Source organism: Lutibacter aestuarii (genome assembly GCF_042676885.1).
GTDB classification, from domain to species: domain Bacteria; phylum Bacteroidota; class Bacteroidia; order Flavobacteriales; family Flavobacteriaceae; genus Lutibacter; species Lutibacter aestuarii.
On record NZ_JBHTIC010000006.1, the window covers coordinates 40,028 to 64,796 of the forward strand.

The 24,769-nt window shown below is 28.5% G+C and carries 27 protein-coding genes; 18 read left to right on the forward strand and 9 right to left on the reverse strand.

Translation table 11 applies throughout. The features are described from left to right. Window positions 1–16: 16 nt before the first annotated feature. The 5 genes from ACFQZW_RS04865 to ACFQZW_RS04885 all read left to right on the forward strand — a co-directional run bounded on the left by ACFQZW_RS04865 (window position 17) and on the right by ACFQZW_RS04885 (window position 6,150). Window positions 17–4,090, forward strand: a complete 4,074-nt coding sequence (locus ACFQZW_RS04865) for a PAS domain S-box protein (RefSeq protein ID WP_298287751.1) — start codon at window positions 17–19, stop codon at window positions 4,088–4,090. A gap of 7 nt (window positions 4,091–4,097) precedes the next feature. Beyond that, window positions 4,098–4,559: a nuclear transport factor 2 family protein gene (locus ACFQZW_RS04870; protein WP_386781584.1), complete on the forward strand. Its 462-nt coding sequence runs from the start codon at window positions 4,098–4,100 to the stop codon at window positions 4,557–4,559. A 47-nt stretch (window positions 4,560–4,606) separates the two neighbouring features. Beyond that, entirely contained in the window at window positions 4,607–5,173 is a 567-nt protein-coding gene (locus ACFQZW_RS04875; RefSeq protein ID WP_298262923.1) for a sigma-70 family RNA polymerase sigma factor, read from the forward strand. Between the two features lie 11 nt (window positions 5,174–5,184). Beyond that, window positions 5,185–5,445 (forward strand): hypothetical protein, encoded by a 261-nt coding sequence (locus ACFQZW_RS04880; RefSeq protein WP_298262922.1) that lies wholly within the window; start codon window positions 5,185–5,187, stop codon window positions 5,443–5,445. 63 nt (window positions 5,446–5,508) lie between these two features. Beyond that, window positions 5,509–6,150 carry an O-methyltransferase gene (locus ACFQZW_RS04885; protein ID WP_298262921.1) on the forward strand — a complete coding sequence of 214 codons (642 nt, stop codon included), beginning with the start codon at window positions 5,509–5,511 and terminating at the stop codon, window positions 6,148–6,150. Between the two features lie 2 nt (window positions 6,151–6,152). Here ACFQZW_RS04885 and ACFQZW_RS04890 read toward each other — a convergent pair whose 3' ends face one another. The 4 genes from ACFQZW_RS04890 to mutS form a co-directional block, all read right to left on the reverse strand. After that, complete coding sequence (locus ACFQZW_RS04890; protein ID WP_298262920.1) at window positions 6,153–6,713, reverse strand: phosphatase PAP2 family protein; 561 nt, start codon at window positions 6,711–6,713, stop codon at window positions 6,153–6,155. A gap of 2 nt (window positions 6,714–6,715) precedes the next feature. Beyond that, a complete protein-coding gene (locus ACFQZW_RS04895; protein ID WP_298262919.1) occupies window positions 6,716–7,036 on the reverse strand; it encodes a Sec-independent protein translocase subunit TatA/TatB in 321 nt (106 codons plus the stop codon). A gap of 61 nt (window positions 7,037–7,097) precedes the next feature. Beyond that, complete coding sequence (locus tag ACFQZW_RS04900) at window positions 7,098–7,550, reverse strand: RNA methyltransferase (RefSeq protein ID WP_298262918.1); 453 nt, start codon at window positions 7,548–7,550, stop codon at window positions 7,098–7,100. After that, entirely contained in the window at window positions 7,540–10,122 is a 2,583-nt protein-coding gene (gene mutS, locus ACFQZW_RS04905) for a DNA mismatch repair protein MutS (RefSeq protein WP_386781585.1), read from the reverse strand. Before mutS ends, ACFQZW_RS04900 begins: the two co-directional genes overlap by 11 nt. Before the next feature lie 128 nt (window positions 10,123–10,250). On the opposite strand from mutS, the gene ACFQZW_RS04910 reads away from it, so the two are divergent. Next, window positions 10,251–10,787: an RNA methyltransferase gene (locus tag ACFQZW_RS04910; RefSeq protein WP_298262916.1), complete on the forward strand. Its 537-nt coding sequence runs from the start codon at window positions 10,251–10,253 to the stop codon at window positions 10,785–10,787. 43 nt (window positions 10,788–10,830) lie between these two features. Here ACFQZW_RS04910 and ACFQZW_RS04915 read toward each other — a convergent pair whose 3' ends face one another. Next, window positions 10,831–11,250: an OsmC family protein gene (locus ACFQZW_RS04915; protein WP_298262915.1), complete on the reverse strand. Its 420-nt coding sequence runs from the start codon at window positions 11,248–11,250 to the stop codon at window positions 10,831–10,833. 135 nt (window positions 11,251–11,385) lie between these two features. Here ACFQZW_RS04915 and ACFQZW_RS04920 point away from each other — a divergent pair, with 135 nt between their 5' ends. The 5 genes from ACFQZW_RS04920 (at window position 11,386) to ACFQZW_RS04940 (ending at window position 16,074) form a co-directional block, all read left to right on the forward strand. Next, window positions 11,386–11,670, forward strand: coding sequence for a hypothetical protein (locus ACFQZW_RS04920; RefSeq protein ID WP_372800742.1), 285 nt, complete (start codon window positions 11,386–11,388; stop codon window positions 11,668–11,670). 144 nt (window positions 11,671–11,814) lie between these two features. Then, window positions 11,815–13,335, forward strand: a complete 1,521-nt coding sequence (locus tag ACFQZW_RS04925) for a carbon-nitrogen hydrolase family protein (RefSeq protein ID WP_298287737.1) — start codon at window positions 11,815–11,817, stop codon at window positions 13,333–13,335. 154 nt (window positions 13,336–13,489) lie between these two features. Beyond that, window positions 13,490–13,996 carry a nicotinate-nucleotide adenylyltransferase gene (locus ACFQZW_RS04930; protein ID WP_386781586.1) on the forward strand — a complete coding sequence of 169 codons (507 nt, stop codon included), beginning with the start codon at window positions 13,490–13,492 and terminating at the stop codon, window positions 13,994–13,996. 131 nt (window positions 13,997–14,127) lie between these two features. Further along, window positions 14,128–15,192 carry a magnesium/cobalt transporter CorA gene (gene corA, locus ACFQZW_RS04935; RefSeq protein ID WP_298262912.1) on the forward strand — a complete coding sequence of 355 codons (1,065 nt, stop codon included), beginning with the start codon at window positions 14,128–14,130 and terminating at the stop codon, window positions 15,190–15,192. Between the two features lie 48 nt (window positions 15,193–15,240). After that, window positions 15,241–16,074: an alpha/beta hydrolase gene (locus ACFQZW_RS04940; RefSeq protein WP_298262911.1), complete on the forward strand. Its 834-nt coding sequence runs from the start codon at window positions 15,241–15,243 to the stop codon at window positions 16,072–16,074. On the opposite strand, the gene ACFQZW_RS04945 is transcribed toward ACFQZW_RS04940, so the two are convergent. Continuing rightward, window positions 16,060–16,866: an HAD family hydrolase gene (locus ACFQZW_RS04945; protein ID WP_386781587.1), complete on the reverse strand. Its 807-nt coding sequence runs from the start codon at window positions 16,864–16,866 to the stop codon at window positions 16,060–16,062. The genes ACFQZW_RS04940 and ACFQZW_RS04945 overlap by 15 nt on opposite strands. Window positions 16,867–17,024: 158 nt before the next feature. Between ACFQZW_RS04945 and ACFQZW_RS04950 the strand changes: the two genes are divergently transcribed. Continuing rightward, on the forward strand, window positions 17,025–18,302 hold the full coding sequence (locus ACFQZW_RS04950) for a DEAD/DEAH box helicase (protein WP_386782038.1): 1,278 nt from the start codon (window positions 17,025–17,027) through the stop codon (window positions 18,300–18,302). A gap of 270 nt (window positions 18,303–18,572) precedes the next feature. Next, complete coding sequence (locus ACFQZW_RS04955) at window positions 18,573–18,737, forward strand: hypothetical protein (RefSeq protein WP_298262909.1); 165 nt, start codon at window positions 18,573–18,575, stop codon at window positions 18,735–18,737. Between the two features lie 65 nt (window positions 18,738–18,802). On the opposite strand, the gene ACFQZW_RS04960 is transcribed toward ACFQZW_RS04955, so the two are convergent. Next, window positions 18,803–19,537, reverse strand: coding sequence for an NYN domain-containing protein (locus tag ACFQZW_RS04960; protein WP_386781588.1), 735 nt, complete (start codon window positions 19,535–19,537; stop codon window positions 18,803–18,805). 85 nt (window positions 19,538–19,622) lie between these two features. Here ACFQZW_RS04960 and ACFQZW_RS04965 point away from each other — a divergent pair, with 85 nt between their 5' ends. Genes ACFQZW_RS04965 through ACFQZW_RS04980 form a run of 4 tightly spaced genes read left to right on the forward strand, consistent with a single transcriptional unit; the run spans window position 19,623 to window position 22,156 of the window. Then, a complete protein-coding gene (locus ACFQZW_RS04965; protein ID WP_298262907.1) occupies window positions 19,623–19,856 on the forward strand; it encodes a VF530 family protein in 234 nt (77 codons plus the stop codon). Next, window positions 19,849–20,307, forward strand: coding sequence for a GNAT family N-acetyltransferase (locus tag ACFQZW_RS04970; protein ID WP_298262906.1), 459 nt, complete (start codon window positions 19,849–19,851; stop codon window positions 20,305–20,307). Before ACFQZW_RS04965 ends, ACFQZW_RS04970 begins: the two co-directional genes overlap by 8 nt. A 37-nt stretch (window positions 20,308–20,344) precedes the next feature. Continuing rightward, entirely contained in the window at window positions 20,345–20,866 is a 522-nt protein-coding gene (locus ACFQZW_RS04975; RefSeq protein ID WP_372800731.1) for a TlpA family protein disulfide reductase, read from the forward strand. Window positions 20,867–20,917: 51 nt separating this feature from the next. Next, complete coding sequence (locus ACFQZW_RS04980; RefSeq protein WP_298262904.1) at window positions 20,918–22,156, forward strand: DEAD/DEAH box helicase; 1,239 nt, start codon at window positions 20,918–20,920, stop codon at window positions 22,154–22,156. A gap of 103 nt (window positions 22,157–22,259) precedes the next feature. Here the strand turns inward: ACFQZW_RS04980 and ACFQZW_RS04985 are convergent, their stop codons facing one another. Further along, the gene (locus ACFQZW_RS04985; protein WP_298262903.1) at window positions 22,260–22,754 is read right to left on the reverse strand and encodes an OsmC family protein; all 495 of its coding nucleotides are present in this window, start codon (window positions 22,752–22,754) and stop codon (window positions 22,260–22,262) included. Window positions 22,755–22,928: 174 nt separating this feature from the next. Between ACFQZW_RS04985 and ACFQZW_RS04990 the strand changes: the two genes are divergently transcribed. Continuing rightward, complete coding sequence (locus ACFQZW_RS04990) at window positions 22,929–23,792, forward strand: alpha/beta hydrolase (RefSeq protein ID WP_386781589.1); 864 nt, start codon at window positions 22,929–22,931, stop codon at window positions 23,790–23,792. A 2-nt stretch (window positions 23,793–23,794) separates the two neighbouring features. Here ACFQZW_RS04990 and rlmF read toward each other — a convergent pair whose 3' ends face one another. Next, window positions 23,795–24,712, reverse strand: a complete 918-nt coding sequence (gene rlmF, locus ACFQZW_RS04995; protein WP_386781590.1) for a 23S rRNA (adenine(1618)-N(6))-methyltransferase RlmF — start codon at window positions 24,710–24,712, stop codon at window positions 23,795–23,797. Window positions 24,713–24,769: the final 57 nt, after the last annotated feature.

The window sequence follows — 24,769 nt, forward strand, 5'->3', positions numbered from 1 at the left end:
CCCCAAAAACTTGATAATGAATAAAAAAACTAACATTAACTTTGTTAATTTAGATTCAAACTTAAGTATGAAAAACCCTAATTCTTCATCTTATCATCATCTATTCAATGAGCAAAAATATTTTAATTTTTTTGATTATGCTCCTGTTTCATTATGGATTGAAGATTTTTCTAAAACCCAGAATTACGTTCAAGAATTAGCTTCCAAAAATAATACAGATGTAAAAACTTATATTCATAAAAATCCTGATATCTTACCAAAGTTAGCAGCATTAGTAACCGTTAAAGAAGTAAATACTACCGCTGTTAAAATGTATAAAGCTAAAAATAAAAAGGATTTATTAGAAAATTTAACCAAGGTTTTTACACCAGATTCCAACAAAGGTTTTTCCAAACTAGTAACAGATTTATTAATAGGTAACACTGAAACTGAAGTTGAAACAGTTAACAAAACTTTTACTGGAGAAACCATTAATACTTTAGTGAAATTTAAAGTTGTTGAAGGTTTTGAAAAATCGTTAGAAAATGTCATCGTTTCTGTAGAAGATATTACAGAAAGTGTTAAAATGAAAAACACCTTATTAGATAACGAAAATAGACATATAGAATCTGAAATACATGCCAAAACAGGTAGCTGGTTTTATTGCTACCAGGCACAAAAGTTATATTGGTCCAAAGGAGCCTTTAAAATATTTGAATTACAATCTGAAACCTCAAATGAAAGTTTAGACTTAAACTCCTACCTTTCTTATGTCCATAAAGATGATAAGGATAAGGTTAAAAATTTCTCTATAGATTATTTAAAAAAGAATAAAAATCAAGAAATCAAGTACAGAATTCAAGCAAAAAATGGAGTCTTAAAATATATTCTTGAAAAAAGAACGGTAGTAGTTGAAAATAATAGAATAGTTAAAGTTCTAGGTATCTTACAAGACATTAGTAAAAGTGTAGTTGCTGAAAAACGCCTCAATGTAACAAAAAACATTTTATCCAATACCCTGTCAAGTATTAAAGATGGCTTTGTAATTTTAGACAGCAATTCAAATTACGTTTTCATAAATAATGAAGCTGCCAATTTATTAGGAAGAAGCTCAAACTCTTTAATTGGAAAAAATATTTGGAAAGAATTTCCAGAAAAAAAAGGAGATGTATTTTACGACAATTATCAAAAGGCAATAAAAACTAATACCCCTGTTAGTTTTGAAAATTACTTTGCTCCTTGGAATCGATGGTTTGAAAATAGAATAATACCTTCTAATGAAGGCATTATTATGTTTTTCAATGAAATTACCGATCAAAAGAATACTCAAAATAAAATTAAAGCGGCCTACAATATTATTAATAAAAGCTCGTCTGTGGCAATTTTATGTAAAAATGAAAGAGATTTCCCTGTTATTTTTGCTTCTGAAAATTGTGACAAACTATTTGGATATTCTTACCTAGATTTTTTACAGAATAAATTAAACATTTATGATGTAGTTTACGATCAAGACCTTGAATATATTAGAACTATTATTTTTAATTTAAGTAAAAGTAATAACTCTAAAAGTTTTAAACCTAAACCTTTTAGAATAATAACTAAAAATAAAAAAATTAAATGGGTAGAAACAAACCTTGATACTATAAAAAACAATCATGGAGAAATAACACATATACAAGGTATTGTTGAAGATATTACTGAGCGAAAAAGAACAGAAGATCTTCTTTTTGAAAGTAATCAACGATTAAAAGATCAATTCAATAATACTCCTTTAGCTTCAATTATGTGGGATTTAGATTATAGGATTATTGAATGGAATAATTCTGCTGAAAGAATTTTTGGCTACACCGCCGAAGAAGTAAAAGGAAAAGTGAGTATTGATTTATTAACTCCTCCTCATTTAATCTCTAAGATGGAAAAACTTAGAGAACAATTATTTAATAAACATGATAGCTTAAAAAACACCAATGAAAACATCACCAAAAATGGTGATATCATAGTTTGTGATTGGTACACTGTTGTGCTTAGAGATGCTCAAAATAAAATTATTGGAAGAGCCTGCTTGGTTGATGATATCACCGAAAATATAAATTCCAAAAAGCTATTAGAAAAATCAGAAAAAAAATACCGTGCAATTTTTGAAAAATCAGTAGATGCAGTACTTATTTTAAAAAATGGTGTTTTTGTAGATTGCAACCAAGCTACCTTAACTACTTTTGGTTTTAAAAATAAAAAGAAACTATTAAAAGCTAATCCAACAGATATTTCTCCTAAAAAACAACCTGATGGGAGTATTTCAAATATCAAATCACAAGAAATGATTGCAATTGCTTTAGAAAAAGGAAGTCATCGTTTTATTTGGTATCATATGGACAATAATGGTAGGGTATTTCCAACTGAAGTTACTTTAACAAAAATTGAAGAAAGCAATAAAGACAATACGGTTCATGCAGTAGTAAGAGACATTACTGACAAGATTAAACAGGAAGAAATTGAAAAAGTAATTTATACGATATCTAACGCCTCACAAAAAATAAATAATTTTAAAGAATTTAGCTCATTAGTAAAAGATGAATTACATAAAATTATTGACACAACTAATTTTTATATTGCGCTTTACAATAAAGAAACAGATATGATTAATACTCCATTTTCTTCTGATGAAATGGAGGATTTTAATGAATTTCCAGCTAAAAACTCACTTACAGGGCATGTTATTAAAACAAAAAAACCTTTGTTTATAACAAATAAAGAACATCATAAAATGATTGAAAATGGTGATGTTGATTTGATAGGTGTTGAATCTAAAGTATGGCTAGGTGTTCCTTTAAAAATAAAAGATGATGTTATTGGAGCTATTGTAGTGCAAAGTTATGTTAATGAAAATGCTTTTAAACAAAATGATGTTCAACTTCTAGAATTTGTTTCCGAACAAATAAGTACTTCAATTGAAAGAATAAAATTTGAAAACGAATTAAAAGAAGCATTAGCAAAAGCCCAAGAATCAGATAAATTAAAATCTGCATTTTTAGCAAATATGAGCCATGAAATAAGAACACCAATGAACGGAATTATTGGGTTTTCTGAATTATTCTTAGAACCTAATTTACAAGAATCTGAAAGAAAGAAGTATGCTAAAATTGTAATCAATAGTAGTCAACAATTATTATCCATTGTTAATGATATATTAGATATCTCAAAAATTGAAGCAGGAGCTGTAAAATTAAACTATGAAAACGTTCATCTTAATAAGCTTATTGATAATTTAAATACCTTTTATAAACCTACTGCAAAAGAAAATAATATCGATTTAATATCTTCAAAAGGTTTAGATAACTTTAATTGCATCATAAAAATTGATAAAACTAAACTAAATCAAATTTTAACTAATTTACTTTCAAATGCATTTAAATTTACTGATAAAGGAACCATTGAATTTGGTTATAAATTAATAAATGATACACTTCAATTTTTTGTTAAAGATTCAGGAATTGGTATTGAAGAAAAGTTACTTGATCAAATATTTGATCGTTTTATCCAAGCTAACGTGGTTCTTAATAAAAAACACAAAGGAACTGGCTTGGGCTTAGCTATTTCAAAAAAACTGGTTGAAATGTTTCATGGTAAAATTTGGATAGAATCAAACCAAAAAGGTACCAGTGTATTTTTTACCATACCGTATAAAAAATCTTCTCAAAATTTAATAACAACAGTTATAGAACAAAAAAAACCTATGGTTAAAATTAACAATGAAGAATTTGTAATTTTAGTTGCTGAAGATGAAGAGTATAACATGATGTATATTAATGAATTATTCTCAAAAACTTCATATAAAATTATAGAAGCTAATAATGGGCAAGAAGCAGTTGATTTAGCAACAAAACATCCTGAAATTAATTTAATTTTAATGGATATTAAAATGCCAATTAAAAATGGTCAAGAAGCCATGAAAGAAATAAAAAAGCTGCGACCTCAACTTCCAATTGTAGCTTTATCAGCCTTTGCTATGGAGTCTGATATTGAAAATGCCAAAAAAAATGGTTTCGATTCTTATTTAACAAAACCCATTAATAAAAAGTTACTTTTTGAAGTAGTTAATAAATATTCATAATGTTGCTGTGAAAAAGACATTTTTTACCATATTATTTATAGCTTCAATTCACCATTCATTTAGTCAGAATGATGAAGTTAAAACTGTTATAAATACTTTTTTTGAAGGTTTACATACAGCTGATACCACATTAATTAATAGTGTAATTTCAAAAAATATATTAATGCAAACTACTTTCACCAATAGTAAAGGAGAAAGTATCTTGAGAAGCTCAACTAAAAAAGATTTTTTTACAACACTTTTATCCAAAAAGGAAGAAGATGTTTGGTTTGAAAAACTATTGTCAGTTGAAATAAAAATTGACGGCAATATAGCAAGCGTTTGGATACCTTATGAATTTTACTTGAATGATATATTTAGTCATTGCGGTGCAAACTCTTTTCAATTATATTACAACAATAACAATCATTGGGAGATAATTTATATTATTGATACACGAAGAAAAAAAGACTGTAAATCAAAATTATAATAATTTTAAATAAATAATTACTTTAACCCATTGTTGGAATTAACACCATGTTAACAAAGAAAAATATTTTAAATCCAAAAAATTGGATTAGTTCCCATGCTGATTACCTCTACAATTATACAATTACTAGAGTAAACAATCATGATTTAGCCAAAGATTTAGTTCAGGAAACTTTTTTAGCTGGTTTAAAAGCCATGGAAAATTTTCAAGGAAAATCGAGTGAACGCACATGGTTAATTTCAATTTTAAAACGAAAAATTATCGATTACTACCGTAAAATAAATTCTGCCAAAGGAAAAGCTGAGGTTAGGATGAATTTTTATACTGATGGTGAAAATGAAGGGGATTGGATTGAAGAAAGAGCTCCCTCAGATTGGAGTTCTGAAATTGATAAAAGTATTGAAAACGATGAGCTTAGCATAGTTTTAGATAAATGTATTGATCATTTACCTGAAAAATATGCAATGGTATTCAGAATGAAAACCATTCAACAATTTGAAACTGAAGACATTTGTAAGGAATTAGAAATTACATCGTCAAATTTGTGGGTTATCATTCATAGAGCTAGAACTCAATTAAGAAAGTGTATGGAAGAAAATTGGTTTAAAAAATAAAAAGCATATACATGAAATTAACTTGTGACGAGGCAACTACAATTTGTGATAAAAGCCAATATAATGAAGCCTCATTTTTAGAAAAAATTAAATTACAATTACATATCTTGTTGTGTAAAAAATGTGGTAACTATTCTAAGCAAAACGGCATTATGTCTAAATGTTACGAAAAGAAAAGAGCATATGATTCTGATAAAAAGAAGTGCTTATGTAAAGAAGATAAAAAAGCCATGGAAAATAACTTAAAAGAAAATTATAATACTACTAAATAATTTAAAATAATATACAGAACTTAAAATTAAGTTCCGTTTTTTTGTATTTTTAATTCAAAAACAATGAGCTTTTTACCCGAAAAAATTGATGAATATGTTATAAGTCATTCACAAAATGAGCCAGAACTTTTACAACAATTAAATAAAGAAACTTGGCAAAAAGTACTAAATCCAAGAATGCTAAGTGGCGCTTATCAAGGTAGATTATTAGCGATGATTTCCAAGTTAATAAAACCAACATCCATACTTGAAATTGGCACATATACAGGCTATTCTGCACTTTGTTTAGCAGAAGGTTTAACTGCTAATGGAAAACTAATTACTATTGATAAAAATGAAGAGTTAGAAAGTTTTGCAAATAAATATTTTGAAAAATCTACATTTAAAAATCAAATAGAACAACACATTGGAAATGCCTTAGATATTATTCCAAAGTTAACCACCAAATTTGATTTAATTTTTATTGACGCCGATAAATCAAACTACACAAACTATTTCAATTTAATCATTAACAAAATGAATTCTGGAGGTGTTATTTTATCCGATAACGTTTTGTGGAGCGGAAAAGTTATTGAACATATTAAACCTAATGATAAAGATACTAAAACACTTATTGAATACAATAAACTACTTAATACAGACGATAGATTAGAAACTATTTTACTTCCAATTAGGGATGGTTTAACAATAACAAGAGTAAAATAATATTAGGGTTTTAGTATATAAATACTCATAATTTTATAAGTAACTAAAGAAATTAAAAAGCCTAAAAACATCCCAACTAAAATATCTAATGGGTAATGTACTGCTAAATAAATTCTACTATAGGCAAATAATATTGGGAATAAGAAAAATAAATAGGTAAACTTATAATACCTTTTCAATATCCAAAATGACAAAAAAGCAATCGTAAATGACACTGTTGAATGTCCAGAAACAAAACTAAAATCATTTTGTTCAATTAAAACCCTTACCGAATTATTGATAGAAGTATCATTTATTGGTCTTAACCGCTGTACATAATTTTTAATTATAGTAACTAACCATAAAGCAAACAAGCTACTTAAGGTTAAGCAAGTTGAAACTATAAGTGCTTTTTTTAAGCCTAAAACTTTGTTACCTAGAAAAAAAATAACTAAAAATAACCAAATCCAATTAATTGGATTGGTAATAAATAACCAAAAGTTATCCCAATTTATTGAACCTTTAGAGTGTAAAAATAAAAGTAATTGTTTGTCGTATTCAATAAGTGAATTTAGTAATTCCAAAATTACTTATCCCTTTTAATTGGTCCTGTAATTTCGTCAACAACATCATTTTTAATTTTTTTTACAGGGTTGGTATAGTCTTCAATATTGTCTGTTACCTTACTAATCTCATCTCTAACTTTAGAAGCCACATCAATGTCAATATCATGTTTTTCAGCACTATTTTTAATTTCTCGTTTAATATCATTGGTAGCATCTTTAATTTGACGCATCCCTTTTCCTAATCCACGTGCTATTTCTGGAAGCTTATCTGCTCCAAAAACCATTACAACAATAAGGAGAATTACAAAAATTTCGGCTCCGCTAATAAATAAAAACATCATATTTTAAATTATATAACAAAGATACTATAATTACCATTAATTTAATACAATAATAAAAATGTTAACAACTTTTTAATTGTCGATCATACATTACAATACTACCCGCAACAGAAACATTTAAGCTTAAAATCGTTTTAAATTTAACTAAAAAATGTGATTTGTCTATTGCTGTTTTAGACAATCCGTGATCTTCAGCTCCTAATAAATAAACGCATCGCCTAGGATGTTTAAAAGTTTCTAAAGGCTCAGCCTTTTCATCTAACTCTACCCCTACTAGTTGAGCTCCTTTCGGTAAGTTGCTATAAAATTCTTCAAAAGTGTTATAATGAAAATAAGGCATCGCACCTGTTGCCTTATGAGTATCACAAGCTTGTTTTGCGTACCTATTTCCAATAGTAAAAATAAAACTTGCACCCATATTTTGAGCTGAACGCCATAAAACTCCTAAATTTTCAGGTGTTTTTCCATTTTGAATACCAATTCCAAAAAAACCTTGTTGTAAATTATTTACCATTTTTTTTAGTCAACATTCTTTTAATTTCATTTAACTTCATAAGTGCTTCAATTGGTGTAAGCGTATCTATGTTGGTAGATAAAATTTCTTCTTTTATATCTTCTAATAAAGGATCATCTAATTTAAAAAAACTCAATTGCATTTCTTCTTCAGAAGCATTTTTTAATGTCTTTTTTACTTCTGTACTGGTGTGGTTTTGCTCTAACTGCTTCAGCATTTTAGTTGCTCTATGTACTACGGAAGTTGGCATTCCTGCCAATTTAGCCACATAAATACCAAAACTATGTTCGCTACCTCCTGGCACAAGTTTGCGTAAGAAAATAACTTTGTCTTTTAATTCTTTTACAGAAACATTAAAGTTTTTAACACGCTCAAAAGTATTGGTCATATCATTTAATTCATGATAGTGTGTGGCAAATAATGTTTTAGCTTTTGAAGGATGTTCATGCAAATATTCGGCTATAGCCCAAGCAATTGAAATTCCATCATAAGTACTTGTTCCTCTTCCTATTTCATCTAATAATACTAGGCTACGTTTAGAAATGTTATTCAAAATATTGGCGGTTTCATTCATTTCTACCATAAAAGTAGATTCACCCATTGAAATATTATCACTTGCTCCTACACGTGTAAATATTTTATCAACCACCCCAATTTTAGCATATTGTGCAGGTACATAGCTTCCCATCTGCGCTAAGAGAACAATTAATGCCGTTTGACGTAAAATTGCTGATTTACCACTCATATTAGGACCCGTTATCATAATAATTTGCTGCTGATTTCTATTTAAAACCACATCATTAGCAATATATTCTTCTCCTATTGGCAATTGCTTTTCAATAACAGGATGACGTCCATTTTTTATTTCCAAATCTGTAGATTCATCAATTTGAGGTCGCACATAATTATGGCATTTTGCTATTTCTGCAAAAGAAAGTAAACAATCAATTTGAGCTATTAAATTGGCATTTAACTGAATTGGTTGAATATAATCTAGCAAAAAACTAATTAATTCAGCAAAAAGTTCATGTTCTAACTTGCCAATTTTTTCTTCAGCTCCTAAAATTTTAGTTTCATATTCCTTTAATTCTTCAGTGATATAACGCTCTGCATTTACTAATGTTTGTTTTCTAATCCAGTCTTCTGGAACCTTATTTTTATGTGTATTTCTAACTTCAATATAGTAGCCAAAAACATTATTAAATGCTATTTTTAGTGAAGGGATTTGAGTGTGCTCTGTTTCTCGAGCCAACATATTATCTAAATATTCTTTTCCCGAATTTGAAATATTTCTTAATTCATCTAATTCTTCTGAAACCCCTTGAGCTATAACATTTCCTTTATTAATATTTACAGGAGCGTCTTCATTTAGTGTATATGCTATTTTTTCTCTTAGTGTTGTACAGCTTTGTAATTGTTCTCCAATAATTTTTAAAGATTCATTATCACTATTTTCAGCAGCTTCTTTTATAGGAATAATCGCATTTAGTGAATTTTTTAGCAATACAACTTCTCTTGGATTTACTTTTCCTGTTGCAACTTTTGATACCAAACGTTCAATATCACTTATTTGTTTAATTTGATACGTTACCAATTCAAAAAAGGCATCATTATCCATTAAATATTTTACAATATCATGGCGCTTTTTAATACGATTTATATCTTTTAACGGCAATGCCAACCAACGTTTTAATAAACGCCCACCCATTGGTGAAATAGTTTGATCAATAACATCAAGTAGCGTTACTGCATTTACTGAAGTTGACTGATACAATTCTAAATTTCGAATGGTAAAACGATCCATCCAAACATAATTATCTTCTGAAATTCTATTAATTACAGAAATATGCTCTAATTTATTATGCTGTGTTTCAGATAAATAATACAAAACAGCGCCTGATGAAATAATTCCTTCGTGTAAATCATCAACTCCAAAACCTTTGAGCGTTTTTACTTTAAAATGATTGGTTAGAGTTTCTAAAGCATATTCGGACTGAAAAATCCAATCTTCTAAATAAAATGTATAAAAACGGTCTCCAAATAATTCAAAAAACTTGTTTTTATATTGCTTTTGAACTAGTACCTCACTTGGATTAAAATTTTGAAGCAATTTATCTATATATTCTGAATTTCCTTGTGCTGTTAAAAATTCTCCTGTTGAAACATCTAAAAATGAAATTCCTAATTGCTTTTTCCCAAAATGTACAGCCGCTAAAAAATTATTGGTTTTAGATTGTAAAACCTCATCATTTAATGCAACTCCTGGAGTAACCAACTCTGTAACACCACGTTTAACAATAGTTTTGGTCATTTTAGGATCTTCCAATTGATCACAAATTGCCACACGCATACCCGCTTTTACCAATTTTGGTAAATACGTATTTAATGAATGATGTGGAAACCCTGCTAAGGCTGTTTCGGTTTCGCTACCAGCACCTCGTTTGGTTAATATTATTCCTAAAACTTTAGCTGCTTTTACAGCATCTTCTCCAAAAGTTTCATAGAAATCTCCTACTCTAAAAAGCAACATTGCATCAGGATATTTTGCCTTAATTGCATTGTATTGTTTCATTAAAGGGGTGACTTTCTTACTTTTTGCTGCCAATTTTTTAGGAAATTAAGTTAGTTTTGCGAAGTTACATTTTATATTGAAAGATTGAAATAATTTAATGATTGAAAGATTAACAATTACATTTAACAATGAAAAAATTAAAAAATAGCGAATTAGGAAGATTAAATGTTGAAGATTTTAAAAAAACAGCAAAAATTCCTTTAATAGTTATCTTAGATAATATTAGGAGTTTAAATAATATAGGCGCTGTTTTTAGAACTAGCGATGCTTTTTTAATTGAAAAAATTTACCTCTGTGGAATTACAGCGCAACCTCCACATAAAGAAATTCATAAAACAGCTTTAGGCGCTACAGAATCTGTGAATTGGGAATACGTTGAAAATACTTTAGAACTTGTAAAAAAATTACAGCAAGAAAATATAATTGTTGCTGCAATAGAACAAGCCGATAATAGTACTATGCTACAAGATTTTAATATTGAACCCAATCAAAAATATGCTATTGTTATGGGAAATGAAGTGAAAGGAGTACAACAAAAAGTAGTTTCAGCTACAAATTATTGTATTGAAATTCCTCAATTTGGCACCAAACATTCTCTAAATATCTCTGTAAGTTGTGGAGTTGTACTTTGGGATTTATTTAAAAAATTTCAGTTTAAGAACTAAATAAAAGCCTATTTGAAAATTCAAATAGGCTTGCTTACTCTATTTATTTTTCAAAGTATTGAATTTCTGTTGTGACTTCTGAAAATTTTCGGAACATTTCCATAACACCACAATAACGTTCTACCGATAGATTAACAGATTTTTCAATTTTTTCTTTTTTAAACTCACTTCCAAAAAATTTATATATTACGTGTACTTTATCGTAATATTTTGGATGTTCTTCAGTTAAATTTGCAGAAACCTCAATTTTAAAATCATCAACCTCAGCACGCATTTTTTTAAGTAAAGAAGCAACATCCATTGCAGTACAACCAGCCAACGATGTTAACATCATAGCTTTTGGTCTTAATCCTTTACCTTGTCCACCCACTGCTTTGTCAGCATCAATCATTACGCTTCCTTCGGGTGCTACAGATTCAAAAAGCATTTGCCCTTTCCAACTAACTTCAATTGTATTTGTCATAATATATCTCTAAATTTTAAAATGCTAATTTAAAGGAATTTTAGTCTTAAATTGGTAACAAACTTTACAAAATAGTTTTAAAATTATCATTCATCTGTAACTTTTTATTCCAATTTACCACTAATAAAATATATAATGAGTTTTGGAGCTGGTCACATACAAGATATGTTAAATAAAATAAAGCAAAATAATGCTTTAAGAAATTCAAAACGCAAAAAATTTAAAGGAGGAATTAATTATTTTAACAGTTCAAAAACTAAAACAAGCTACAACTTTCCTAAACTTTCTAAAGCTGAATTGGAAAAATTTAAATTAAAAGTTCAACTAGAAGTTAAACAAGAAAAGAAAAAGCAAGTACTCTTTTTAATTTTAGTTTCAATAGCTGCCTTTCTTCTATTTTTAATTTTCAATTTTTATTAACTTAACTTCATCTTTTACTAATTAAAAAATACACTAACTTTAAGCTAACATAGAGTTACTTATTAGGTTGTTTAAAACTCTAAATATCTTTTTGAGTAATTTTAATTTAACGTAGTAAATTAATAAGCTGATTTTTTATTAATAATGAAGAATATAGAAAACATAGAGTTAACTTTCTTAAGCATTGATGATTATCAAGAGCTAAAAAAAGCAATGATTGAATCTTACACAACAATGCCAAATTCTTACTGGAAAGAGCATCAAATTGAATCTTTAATTGATCGTTTTCCTGAAGGGCAAGTTGTAATTAAAGTGAACCATGAAATTGCTGGTTGTGCTTTGTCTATTATTGTAGATTATAGCAAAGTAGATCAACATCATACCTATCAAGAAATAACAGGAGATTACACATTTAACACACATACTCCCGATGGAGATATGTTGTACGGAATTGATGTATTTATAAAACCTGAATTTAGAGGCTTACGTCTTGGCAGAAGATTATATGATTACAGAAAAGAATTATGCGAACGTCTTAATTTAAAAGGTGTTGCCTTTGGAGGAAGAATTCCAAACTACCATAAATATTCAAATAAATTATCACCAAAAGAATATATTAACAAGGTAAGAAAAAAAGAAATTCACGACCCTGTTTTTAACTTTCAAATTTCTAATGATTTTCATCCTGCTAGAATTTTAAAAAGTTATTTAGAAGGTGATGATGCTTCAAATGATTATGCTGTGCTTTTAGAGTGGGATAATATTTATTATGAAAAAGTTCAAAAAACGCCTACCACACAAAAAAAAATAGTTCGTTTAGGACTTATTCAGTGGCAAATGCGCTCTTATAATAATTTAGAAGAATTATTACAACAAGCTGAGTTTTTTGTTGATTCAGTTTCAGGCTACCGGTCAGATTTCGCACTATTCCCTGAATTTTTCAATGCGCCTTTAATGGCTGAAAACAATCATTTAACTGAACCCGAAGCCATTAGAGAATTAGCCAAACATACTTCAGCCATTATTCAAAAATTTTCAGAATTTGCCATCTCCTATAATATCAATATCATCTCTGGAAGCATGCCCGAAATTATTAATAATAAACTGTACAATGTGGGGTATTTATGCAAACGCGATGGAAGTATTGAACGTTATGAAAAACTACACATTACACCCAATGAAGCCAAAGTTTGGGGTATGGAAGGGGGTAGTGAAATAAAAACTTTTGATACTGATTGTGGTAAAATTGGAATTTTAATTTGTTATGATGTTGAATTTCCTGAATTAGGCAGGTTATTAGCTGATGATGGTATGGATATTTTATTTGTGCCATTTTTAACCGATACCCAAAATGGCTATTCTAGAGTTAGAAACTGTGCACAAGCTAGAGCCATAGAAAATGAATGCTACGTAGCAATTTCTGGAAGCGTTGGAAATTTGCCAAAGGTTCATAACATGGATATTCAATTTGCACAATCAATGGTATTTACTCCTTGTGATTTTGCGTTTCCTACCAATGGAATTAAGGCAGAAGCAACGCCAAATTCTGAAATGATTCTAATTGCCGATGTAGATATTGATTTATTAAGAGAGTTAAATCAATTAGGAAGTGTACGAAATTTAAAAGATAGAAGAAAAGATATTTATCAACTTAAAAAGCGTTAACTATTTATTAAAAAAACCTCACTTAAAAATGATGCTCATCAGTTCTATTTCTCAATTAATTGATGAGCATCATTGACTAAAAACTAAAGACTTAATAATTTTAATATGCTATAAGTTACGTCCATTTATAAGTATTAATTAAAAGAATTAAGTCATGAAAAAATTAATTTTTGGTTTATTTATTTTTGGATTAACCATCCAAGCATTTGCACAGGTAACTAAAGTTGAAAAGCTATCTGAGGTAGTCATTGTTGCAACTAATTATAAGTATTTAAATGAAGTTGATGCCAAAGAAGCTGCCATACCTGTTGAAGTTCTTCAAAGAAAAGTAGCTGCTTTTGATTTAAAAAATTCAGACTTTTATGAAGATGAATACGATTCTTACTTTGTATCATTTTACATTCCTGAAGGAAAAATTTTAGCAGCCTATAATAAAGACGGAAAAATTATTAGAACTGTAGAAAAATTTAAAAATATTAAACTTCCAGTAGAGGTAGTTCAATCAGTAACCAAAAGATTTCCTAGATGGACTATTAATGAAGATGTTTATTTGGTTAAATATCATCATGAAGAAGGTGTCACTAAAAAGTATAAATTACGATTAAAAAACGGTGATAAAATAATTAAAGTAAAAACCGATGAAGAGGGAGTTTTTCTTTAATTTATAAAGTAAAATCATAAAAAAAGCCACTTATAAAGGTGGCTTTTTTTATGAGTACTATTAAATGTTTTCTAAATTAGATAACTACTAAACAAAAGTTTGTATTTTTAATTAAATTAACACAGCAATTAATGGCAAGGTTTTTAAAAACAAAAAAAGAAGAAGTAGGCCTATCTCCTGAAGCATTTAAACTTAGGGGTGAAAAAAAAAGCGATGCAGTTTTACTTAGAATAATTGATTTTGACCCTCAAAAATTAGAAGAATATATTGTTGAAGAAATTAACAATATTGAAAATTGCAACAAAACTAATTCTGTAACGTGGTTTAACATTGATGGCATACATGATGAAAAAATAATGACTGAAATTTCATCAACTTTTGAGTTAGAACCTATGATTCTTTCAGATGTTATGAATCCTCATGCTAGACCCAAAATACATGAATACGACAATTGTATTTACCTTTCTTTAAAAATGTTACAATATGATGAAGTGATGAATTATATTTCTTCAGAAAACTTGGTAATTATTATAAAAGAAAATGTATTAATCTCTTTTCAAGAACGAAAAGGCGATGTTTTTGAACCAGTAAGGGAACGTATTAGAAAAAATAAAAAAACCATTAGAACATCTCGTGTAGATTATTTAGCTTTTTCATTAATTGATGTTGTATTAGACAATTACAAATACATTATTAGTGAAATAGGGACAAAAATTGAGTCGTTAGAAGTTGATTTACTCCAAAATCCTGAAGTATCGGTATTAGAACAAATTAATAGTTACAAAAAAGAAATTATTTATTTAAGCAAGTCTATAAAACCTTCCAAAGAAATTATTTCAGAATTATTAAAAATGGAATCGGAGTATTTAAGCGACTCTATTTATATTCATTTACAAGAACTTCAAAATAACATTCATCAATCTATAGAATCAATCGAAAGTTATAGAGAAATACTTTCAGACCAATTACACATTTACCATACTACAATTAGCAGTAAGTTAAACGACACTATGAAATTTTTAACTGTTTTTTCTGTTGTTTTTATTCCTTTAACTTTTATTGCAGGTATTTATGGTACAAATTTCGATTTTATACCTGAACTACATTACAAATACAGCTATTTTATTATGCTAGGAATTATGCTGCTGATAGCTATTTTAATGATTTCTTATTTTAAAAAGAAGAAATGGTTTTAGTAAAAATGAATAAAAAAAATTTGTATTATTGTTTTTTAAAAATTTTATATGAAAAAAAAATCTATTCTTATACTAATTACTATTTACTTATTTAACAGCAGTTTAAAAGCACAAAATAATAACTCCATTCAAAATAAAGAAGTATTCCCTTTTGGTGTTATTGAAAAAATTAACTCTAAAGAACTTTCAGAAGAACGAGTTTTAAACATCTACCTTCCTCAAGGATATAATGCAGATTCACTTGCAACTTACCCTACCATTTATGTTTTAGATGGTTCCGCTCATGAAGATTTTCCTCATATTGCAGGGTTGGTTCAATTTATGAACATGTATAATTTAATGCCTAAATCTATTGTTGTTGGAATTGCAAATATTGATAGATATCGAGATTTTACTTATCCAAGCACCGACCCTAGAGATAAAAAAGATTTGCCAACTGGAGGAGGTTCTGAAAAATTTATAAAATTTATTGAAAATGAATTACAGCCTTACATTCAAAAAAATTATAAAACAACTGCTAGAAAAACAATTATTGGTCAATCTATGGGTGGTTTATTAGCGACTGAAATTTTAACAACCAAAGCGCATTTATTTACCGATTATATTATTGTAAGTCCTTCCCTTTGGTGGGATCATCAAAAGCTTGTAAATAAGGCTCATTTATTTTTTAATAAACATAAAGATTTGAATAAAAAAGTTTTTATTTCCTTAGGTAAAGAACATCCTGTAATGCATCAAGTGGCAGATAAGTTGGTTCAAGCAATAAAAGAAGCTAACAATCGTAAAATTACTCTTTTTTACGAACCTATTTTAGATGAAGATCATGCAACAATTTTACACAAAGCGGTATACAATGCTTTTAAAGCATTAAATAAAAATTGATGCTAATGCTTTAGCAACACCATCATTTTTATTGGTATCTGTAATTTTATTTGCAATAGCTAACACCTTATTATTGGCATTTTTTACTGCGATACCTAACCCAACTGCTTTTAACATTTCAATATCGTTATAATTATCTCCAAAAGCCACAATATCACACATTGCAATTTCCAAATAATAGGTATTTATTAAAAATTCAATAGCTGTTTTTTTAGAAATTGATTTATGAGATATTTCAATATAAGTAGGTTTTGAACGGTATAATATAATCTCGTCAGCGCAATGTTGTTCCAAAGTTTTATATAACGCATCTATTTCTAACTCTTCTCCCATGCACATAATTTTATGAGCTCCCTTTCCTTCATTTTTCCATTGTGATAATACTTCAATATTCGACTTAATAGTTGGAATTACTTTGGTATTATTGGCTTCTCTTTTTGCCCAATAATCATTTGCTGGCACATACCATTCATCTTTATAATACAAACTTAAATGAATGTTTGTTTTAGCACATTTATTTATAATGAATTCAAGTGTTGAATTATTAATAAATGTAGAATGCAAAACCGTTTCATTTGCAATAATTAAAGCTCCATTATAAGCAATTAACGGAGTGTTTTTATTTTCTAACTCTTCTTGCAAATGTCTCATTGCATTTGGCATTCGTGAAGAAATTAATACAAAAGGAATAGGTGAAATACGTTTAACTTGTTGAATTGTAGCTGTAGATAATTCTCTGTCTTTATTTAATAGTGTACCGTCAATATCGGTACAAATTAATTTATAATTCATTCTTCATTTTTTAGTCTTCTGCAAAAATAAACAATCTTAACTTCTTAAAATTTATAAAATTCATCGATTTCTTCTTCAGATTAACATTTTTAAGCTTTTTCATTTAAAAATGGCTTATTAAAACAATTGGGTTACCTTTGCCTACTTATTTACGTTATATGACATTTACAGATTTAGGGATTATTGAACCAATTTTGAAAGCACTTAAAATTGAAGGCTATACACATCCAACTCCTATTCAAGAACAATCAATTCCTATTTTACTAGACAAAAAAGATTTACTTGGTTGCGCACAAACGGGTACTGGAAAAACAGCTGCCTTTAGTATTCCTATACTACAACAGCTATATTTAACTAACCCTAATCAAAAAGAGTTTAGAAAAACTAAAGCATTAATTGTAACTCCAACTAGAGAGTTAGCCATACAAATTGCTGAAAGTATTACTACATATGGAAAATATACTGGCTTAAAAAATGTGGTTGTTTTTGGAGGAGTCAAACAACTTTCACAAACCAACGCTTTAAAAGGTGGTACCGATATCTTAGTAGCCACGCCTGGACGTTTGTTGGATTTAATTTCACAAGGGCACATTACTTTGAAAAATATCAACTATTTTGTTTTGGATGAAGCTGATCAAATGTTAGATATGGGCTTTATTCACGATATAAAAAAAATAATTGCTAAACTTCCTGTTAAAAGACAATCGCTTTTCTTTTCAGCTACCATGCCTCCTGCTATTGTAGAATTATCTAAAAATATTTTAGGAAATCCTACAAAAGTTACTGTAAAACCACAACAAGCTACTGCTGAAAAAGTAGAGCAAGCTGTTTATTTTGTTAGTAAAAAAAGTAAACCAAAATTATTGGTACATTTATTAGAAAACAACCCAAATTCATCGGTATTAGTATTTTCAAGAACCAAACATGGAGCCGATAAAATTGTACGTTTTTTAGCCAAAGCCAATATTAAATCAGCAGCTATTCATGGCAATAAATCACAAGGAGCAAGACAAAGAGCTTTAGGAAACTTTAAAAAAGGAGAATTAAATGTATTAATTGCTACGGATATTGCTGCTCGGGGAATTGATGTTGAAGAATTATCATTAGTTATTAATTTTGATTTGCCTAATATTCCTGAAACCTATGTACATAGAATAGGTAGAACAGGTAGAGCAAAAGCTAGTGGAATTGCACTTTCCTTTTGTACTATTGAAGAAAAAGCCTATCTAAAGGATATCCAAAAATTAATCAATCAGCAAATTCCAATCATTAAAAAACATCCGTTTCAAGATGATGAAATGGAAGAAACTCCTCCTACAAAAAAACCCACAAAAAATCAACGAAAAAAAATTCAACGAAGAGCAGAGCATCTTGTAAAAGAAAGTGAAACTAACAACCCTAAACGTTATAAATTTTACCCTAAAAAGAAAAAGTAAATTACTATTTACACGCTTAGAAAACTGACACCTATCACCTCAAAATAACTTTTTCTAAATAATTTTGATACTTAAAAAAACACAAACTAATAAAAATCAATATGTTAAATGATTTTTATCATAGTATTGTTAGGTCACTTTATAATACTTTTGAATCAAAGTAATACATTTTATTTTTTACCCTTAACATCTATTACCCCATTTTTATTAATTGAAATCTAACTGTTAAAAATAAAAATTATGAAAAAAAATGTTTTAAGCAAAGTAGTTATGTTAGTTGTAGGGTCGTTCCTTTTTATGGCTTTTGAATGCCAACCTGAAGCAAAAAAATGTGTAATCTTGCATAATGGACATGAAATTACAATTTCAGTAAACGCATTAGATGCACACATGGATCATCATGATGATTGTTTTATCCGCTATGTATATGAATAAAATAATTGTTTATTATTCAAATCTTAATACCCCTCTTTTAAAAGAGGGGTATTAAGATAATTATACTATTTCTTCTTATTTCTAACATATATTAATTTAAAACGTCCACCAGAGCGATCTCTTTCTTCAATTTCAAATTGATTTAAAGATTTAAATAAAGGTGTTAACTTTTGGAAACCAAAGTTACGTGCATCAAAGTTTGGCTGTTTTTTTAGTATTAAAGTACCAACATCACCCATAAATGCCCACCCATCATCATCAGCAACATCATCAACCGTATGCTTTAAAAACCTAATAACTTTCGGTGTAATTTTATCAATTGACGCTTTTTTCTCTTTTTGTTTTCCATTAGATGAATCTTCTTCTAATTCTAAAATTTCTAAATATATAAACTTATCACAAGCTACAATAAAAGGGTCTGGTGTTTTCTTTTCGCCAATTCCATAAACCACCAATCCAGCTTCTCTCAATCTGGTAGCTAATTTCGTAAAATCACTATCAGAAGAGACCAAGCAAAAGCCGTTTACTTTTTCTGAATATAAAATATCCATCGCATCAATAATCATTGCCGAATCTGTAGCATTTTTACCTGTTGTATAGCCGTATTGCTGTATTGGAGTTATGGCATTTTCAAGTAAAATATTTTTCCATTTTGATAAATGAGGTTTGGTCCAATCACCATAAATACGTTTTATGGTTGGAGTTCCATATTTTGTAATTTCCTCCATCATTTCTTTAATATACTTTGAAGGAATGTTATCGCCATCTATTAGTATGGCAAGTTTTGTGTCTTTTTCCATAATTGTTAAAGGTACACAAAATATTGAAGCTCATTTTTAAGTATATTATTGAAATTTAAAATATTAATTTACTTTTGCAGAGAACATGAGTATACATAATTTACAGCCTAACAATCCATTACACGGAGTAAAATTATCAGAAATTTTACAATATTTAGTAGCTATTTATGGCTGGGAAGAATTAGGGTCTCGTATTAAAATTAACTGCTTTAATAGCAATCCGAGCATAAAGTCAAGTCTTAAATTTTTAAGACGTACACCTTGGGCAAGAGATAAGGTTGAACATTTATACTTAAATTCGATTCAAAAAAATGATTGAATTACTTAGAACAACAACAGAAAATAAAGATTTCTTAAATTTAATACCATTACTTGATGCGGAATTAAAAATTAGCGATGGAGATAATCATTCATTTTATGATCAATTTAATAAATTAGACACCATTAAAAATGTGGTAGTAGCTTATGAAAATAAAAAGCCTATTGGGTGTGGTGCATTTAAATTTCATAAAAATAAAACTGTTGAAATTAAGCGAATGTTTGTTTCTCCTTTAGGGAGAAGAAAAGGAATTGCTTCTAAAGTTTTAAACGAATTAGAATTGTGGGCTAAAGAGCTTGGTTATACTAAATGCATATTAGAAACTGGAAAACAACAGCCAGAAGCTATTGAACTCTACAAAAAAAGTGGCTATGCTATTACCCCTAATTTTGGATTTTATGAAAACGTTGAAAATAGCGTTTGTTTTGAAAAAAATTTAAGAACTTCTTAATAATATCTTTCTATATTTACACTTCAAAATTTAAAAAATGAAAAATATTCTAATTGTAGCCATTTTATTTTTAACTCAATTAACTCACTCACAAGAAGATTCTACAAGAGGATATAAAGTTAAAGTTGGTGACCAATCTCCAAAATTAAATTTTTCTTTAATGGATGGAACATCAATCACCAATGAAAATTTAAAAGGGAAAGTTGTTGTTTTACAATTTACAGCTTCTTGGTGTAGCGTATGTAGAAAAGAAATGCCTCATTTAGAAAAAGAAGTATGGCAACAATTTAAAAATGATGATTTTATTTTAATTGGAATTGATTTAAAAGAAACTCCAGAAAAAGTAAAGCATTTTATTGAACAAATGAAAGTAACCTATCCTTTTGCCATAGACTCTGATGGTACATTGTTTGAAAGTTTTACATTACCCAATGCAGGTGTTACCAGAAATATTGTATTGAACAAACAAGGAGAAATCATTTTTTTATCACGACTTTACGAAGAGAAAGAATTTGCCGAAATGATATCAATTATAGATGCAACTTTAAAGAAACCATAATCTATTTGATAATACTGTATCTTTGCAAAAATGTTGTTTTAAACAAAACCTATGCAATTTAAAGACCTACAGTTAAACAAACCTATTTTAAAAGCAATCGCAGCCAAAGGTTACGAAACTCCAACTCCTGTTCAGGAAAAAACCATTCCTTTGGTTTTAGAAAAAAAAGATATTATTGCATCTGCTCAAACTGGTACAGGTAAAACAGCCGCATTTGCGTTACCTATTTTACAATTATTATTTGATAAACAAGATGCTGGTAAAAGAGCTAAAAAAATACGCGCATTAGTTGTAAGTCCAACTAGGGAATTGGCTTTACAAATTGAAGAAAGTTTTAAAAGCTATGGCAAATTTTCAAATTTAAGAACTACCGTTATTTATGGTGGAACCTCTATTGAACCTCAAAAAGACATCCTTAAAAAAGGTGTTGATATTTTAGTGGCTACTCCTGGTAGGCTTTTAGATTTGCATAAACAAGATTGCATACATTTAAACCTTATTGAAGTGTTGGTTTTGGATGAAGCAGATTTAATGTTAGACATGGGTTTTATTGATGATGTAAAAAAAATTGAACGCCTATGCCCAAAAGCAAAACAAACTCTTTTATTTTCAGCAACCATGCCTCCAAAAATTGCTGAATTAGCAAACTCAATTTTAAAAAATCCTGAAACTGTTGATACCACACCATCAACTTCTGCTGCAAAAACTATAGTTCAAAAACTTTATTATGTTCCAAAGCAAAAAAAAATGGAACTATGCTTATACCTTCTTAGAAACACTTTAAAAGGAAATATTCTAATTTTTAGACGTACTAAATTTGGTATCGCAAAATTGGAAAAAACTCTGAAAAAAAATAATTATAATGTAGCAAGTATCCACGGAGATAAAACTCAAAAAGACAGAGAAGCATCTTTAAACAAATTTAAAGATGGTACTGTAAATATTTTAATTGCTACTGACGTTGCTGCAAGAGGAATTGATATTAATAATTTAGATGCCGTTATTAATTTTGATATTCCAAATGTTTCAGAAACCTATGTACATAGAATTGGAAGAACTGGTAGAGCAGGAAATACTGGAAATGCTTTTTCTTTTTGTTCCGCTGATGAGAAAAATTACATTACTAATATTCAAAAACTAATAAATACTATAATTCCTGTTGAAGAAAATCATCCTTACCCATTAGATCCTAAAGCAAAACCTCAAATTCATAAAACTCCTGGAAAGAGTAAACATAAAAAAGGACGTAAATCTGAAGCGTCTAAAAAGAAGAAAAAAAGATGGTATTAATCGCTACTACAAGACAGAAGTATGAAAAATTTTTAAATTAAAACACAAAAACACTTCGAATTTCTTATAGCAGCGATTCAAAACAAACATTCGTTAATACTATTTAATTTAATTCACTTATTTTTTGAATAGAATGAAATTTTCCTTTTAACAATAAGTTCATTGGAGTTCTATTACTTAAATTGTCAGAAACCGGACATCTATCTTCTATTCTTTCTAACCATTCCTCTAATACTTCAATTGGAGCATCACAATCTGGTTCAATTGAAAGTTCAATTTGTTTATACCCTGCTCGTTCAGTAAATGAAGTTCCAAACAATCGTTCAGGATTTAAGCTTCCACACATTTTAATTTTCATTCCTCTTAGCTCAAAATTCATTTCTTTAGCAATTACATGTCCCATAACATTTATACATCCACAAAAGGCTGCAAGTATGTATTCCACAGGGTTTGCTCCCTCATTAGTACCACCTAAACTTGCAGGTTCATCAAGTATTATTTCAAAACCTCTTGCTTTTACTACTGTTTTAGTTGAGTTTTCACTATGTGCTTGTACTCTAAATTTTAAATCTTCCATTCCAATTTTAGGGTTTAACATGAATAAATTATTTCTTATTAAAATTACAATTTCTCCAAAAAATGAATGAAGTTTATTAAATGAATTTACTTATGATTTACAATGCAAAATTGCATTATTAACACGTATTAAAATGAGCCTATTTTTATTGAAAATTTATTATTTTTAGTATTTTAATTATCACCGTATAAAACAATGAAAAATAAACTCCTTTTAATTTTTAGCATTTGTTCTGTTCTTATAAGTTTCAGTCAAAATGGAAAAGTGTACGATAATTTAACGATGAAAAGCTCAATTTTAAAAGGAGAGCGTAAATTTGCTGTTTACCTACCTCCTGATTATGAAACTTCACAACGTAGTTATCCAGTTCTTTACCTATTACATGGTTCTGGTGATGATCAAACAGGTTGGGTGCAATTTGGTGAAATACTTCATATTGCTGATAAATCCATAAAAGAAGGTACTTCAACTTCAATGATTGTTGTTATGCCCGATGCTAATACTGGCAAAAAAGGGTATTTTAATTCTATTGAAGAACATTGGTTGTATGAAGATTTCTTTTTTAAAGAATTTATGCCATATGTTGAAAAAACATACAGAATTAAAAGCGATAAAAGGTTTAGAGCCATTGCCGGACTCTCAATGGGTGGTGGAGGTACATTTGTATATGCGCTACATCATCCAGAATTATTCTCCTCTGCATGTCCATTAAGTGCTTCTTTAGGGCCTCTTTCTTTAGAAAGTTTTAAAAATCGTCTTAAAAACAACAATAGTAGTATTACAGATGAAACAAAAATACAAACCTATTTTGAACAACATTATGTAATTTCATTAATAGAAAATAAAACTCTAGATGATTTAAAATCGGTTAGATGGTTTATTGATTGTGGAGATGACGATTTTTTATATGAAGGCAATAGCTTGGCTCATATTGCCTTAAGAAAAAAAAACGTACCACATGAGTATAGAGTTAGAGATGGAGCACATACTTGGACTTATTGGAGAGAATCTTTACCTGCTGTGTTATCATTTGTTTCTGACGCTTTTCATCAACATTAGTGTTAACTAGTTTCCCATTTTAATTGCTCTTCCTTAGTTAAAAAGGTCCAAGCTATAATTCGTGTCACTTTATTCCCTTGATACATAGGAATTATTTTTATTTCTGTAGCTCCTAATTTTTTTAAGGAAGGAAACATACTTTCTGCATTTTCTTTTTTAGAAACTAATGTAGTATACCAAAAACATTGAGTTTTAAATAATGAGCTTTCGTATAAATATGTGTGAATAAAAGCTTTTTCTCCTCCTTTATACCATAATTCCTGTGCTTTTCCACTAAAGTTTCTCCCCTCATTCATTTTTCCTAACCCTTTTAACTTTTTCAAATTAGCTTCCTTTGCATCTTCTTGTGATTTATAAAATGGTGGGTTGCACATACTTGCAGAAAATTTATCATTATCAGTTAAAATACCTTTTAAGATTTGAGCACTATTTTGTTGATATTTTAATTTTATTTGATTGGATAATTTATTTGTTTTAACAATATTATTTACAATTGCTAAAGAATTTTTATCAATGTCAGTACCTACAAAACTCCAACCATATTCTGCATTTCCTAATAATGGATAAATACAAGTTGCTCCAGTACCGATATCTAAAATTTTAACATTATTTATAAGTCTTGTTTCATTTAATAAATCTGCTAAATAATGTATGTAATCTACTCTTCCTGGTATTGGAGGGCATAAATTTTCATTGGGGAACTCCCAATAATTTATCTGATAATGTTTAACTAATAATGCAGTATTTAATAGTTTAACAGCTGCTGCATTTGCAAAATCTATAGTAGTAGTTCCAAAATTATTTGTAAAAACAACTTGCTTTAAATTTGGATATATCTCAACTAATTCTGTAAAATTATACCCTTGCTGGTGTTTATTTCTGGGGTGAAGTAAATTTTGCTTTTTCTTAATTTTTGCCATAATATTTTAAAAAACAAAAGTACTATATTTTAAATTTAACATAATTTTAAATTCACA

Coding starts and splice junctions, on each gene's coding strand:
- ACFQZW_RS04910 (WP_298262916.1), top strand. CDS start 10,251: ATGAAAAAATTAAAAAATAGCGAATTAGGAAGATTAAATGTTGAAGAT.
- ACFQZW_RS04960 (WP_386781588.1), bottom strand. CDS start 19,537: ATGGAAAAAGACACAAAACTTGCCATACTAATAGATGGCGATAACATT.
- mutS (WP_386781585.1), bottom strand. CDS start 10,122: ATGAAACAATACAATGCAATTAAGGCAAAATATCCTGATGCAATGTTG.
- rlmF (WP_386781590.1), bottom strand. CDS start 24,712: ATGGCAAAAATTAAGAAAAAGCAAAATTTACTTCACCCCAGAAATAAA.
- ACFQZW_RS04980 (WP_298262904.1), top strand. CDS start 20,918: ATGCAATTTAAAGACCTACAGTTAAACAAACCTATTTTAAAAGCAATC.
- ACFQZW_RS04925 (WP_298287737.1), top strand. CDS start 11,815: ATGAAGAATATAGAAAACATAGAGTTAACTTTCTTAAGCATTGATGAT.
- ACFQZW_RS04900 (WP_298262918.1), bottom strand. CDS start 7,550: ATGGTAAATAATTTACAACAAGGTTTTTTTGGAATTGGTATTCAAAAT.
- ACFQZW_RS04920 (WP_372800742.1), top strand. CDS start 11,386: ATGAGTTTTGGAGCTGGTCACATACAAGATATGTTAAATAAAATAAAG.
- ACFQZW_RS04880 (WP_298262922.1), top strand. CDS start 5,185: ATGAAATTAACTTGTGACGAGGCAACTACAATTTGTGATAAAAGCCAA.
- ACFQZW_RS04940 (WP_298262911.1), top strand. CDS start 15,241: ATGAAAAAAAAATCTATTCTTATACTAATTACTATTTACTTATTTAAC.
- ACFQZW_RS04885 (WP_298262921.1), top strand. CDS start 5,509: ATGAGCTTTTTACCCGAAAAAATTGATGAATATGTTATAAGTCATTCA.
- ACFQZW_RS04915 (WP_298262915.1), bottom strand. CDS start 11,250: ATGACAAATACAATTGAAGTTAGTTGGAAAGGGCAAATGCTTTTTGAA.
- ACFQZW_RS04990 (WP_386781589.1), top strand. CDS start 22,929: ATGAAAAATAAACTCCTTTTAATTTTTAGCATTTGTTCTGTTCTTATA.
- corA (WP_298262912.1), top strand. CDS start 14,128: ATGGCAAGGTTTTTAAAAACAAAAAAAGAAGAAGTAGGCCTATCTCCT.
- ACFQZW_RS04950 (WP_386782038.1), top strand. CDS start 17,025: ATGACATTTACAGATTTAGGGATTATTGAACCAATTTTGAAAGCACTT.
- ACFQZW_RS04975 (WP_372800731.1), top strand. CDS start 20,345: ATGAAAAATATTCTAATTGTAGCCATTTTATTTTTAACTCAATTAACT.
- ACFQZW_RS04945 (WP_386781587.1), bottom strand. CDS start 16,866: ATGAATTATAAATTAATTTGTACCGATATTGACGGTACACTATTAAAT.
- ACFQZW_RS04955 (WP_298262909.1), top strand. CDS start 18,573: ATGTTAGTTGTAGGGTCGTTCCTTTTTATGGCTTTTGAATGCCAACCT.
- ACFQZW_RS04895 (WP_298262919.1), bottom strand. CDS start 7,036: ATGATGTTTTTATTTATTAGCGGAGCCGAAATTTTTGTAATTCTCCTT.
- ACFQZW_RS04930 (WP_386781586.1), top strand. CDS start 13,490: ATGAAAAAATTAATTTTTGGTTTATTTATTTTTGGATTAACCATCCAA.
- ACFQZW_RS04865 (WP_298287751.1), top strand. CDS start 17: ATGAATAAAAAAACTAACATTAACTTTGTTAATTTAGATTCAAACTTA.
- ACFQZW_RS04875 (WP_298262923.1), top strand. CDS start 4,607: ATGTTAACAAAGAAAAATATTTTAAATCCAAAAAATTGGATTAGTTCC.
- ACFQZW_RS04970 (WP_298262906.1), top strand. CDS start 19,849: ATGATTGAATTACTTAGAACAACAACAGAAAATAAAGATTTCTTAAAT.
- ACFQZW_RS04985 (WP_298262903.1), bottom strand. CDS start 22,754: ATGTTAAACCCTAAAATTGGAATGGAAGATTTAAAATTTAGAGTACAA.
- ACFQZW_RS04965 (WP_298262907.1), top strand. CDS start 19,623: ATGAGTATACATAATTTACAGCCTAACAATCCATTACACGGAGTAAAA.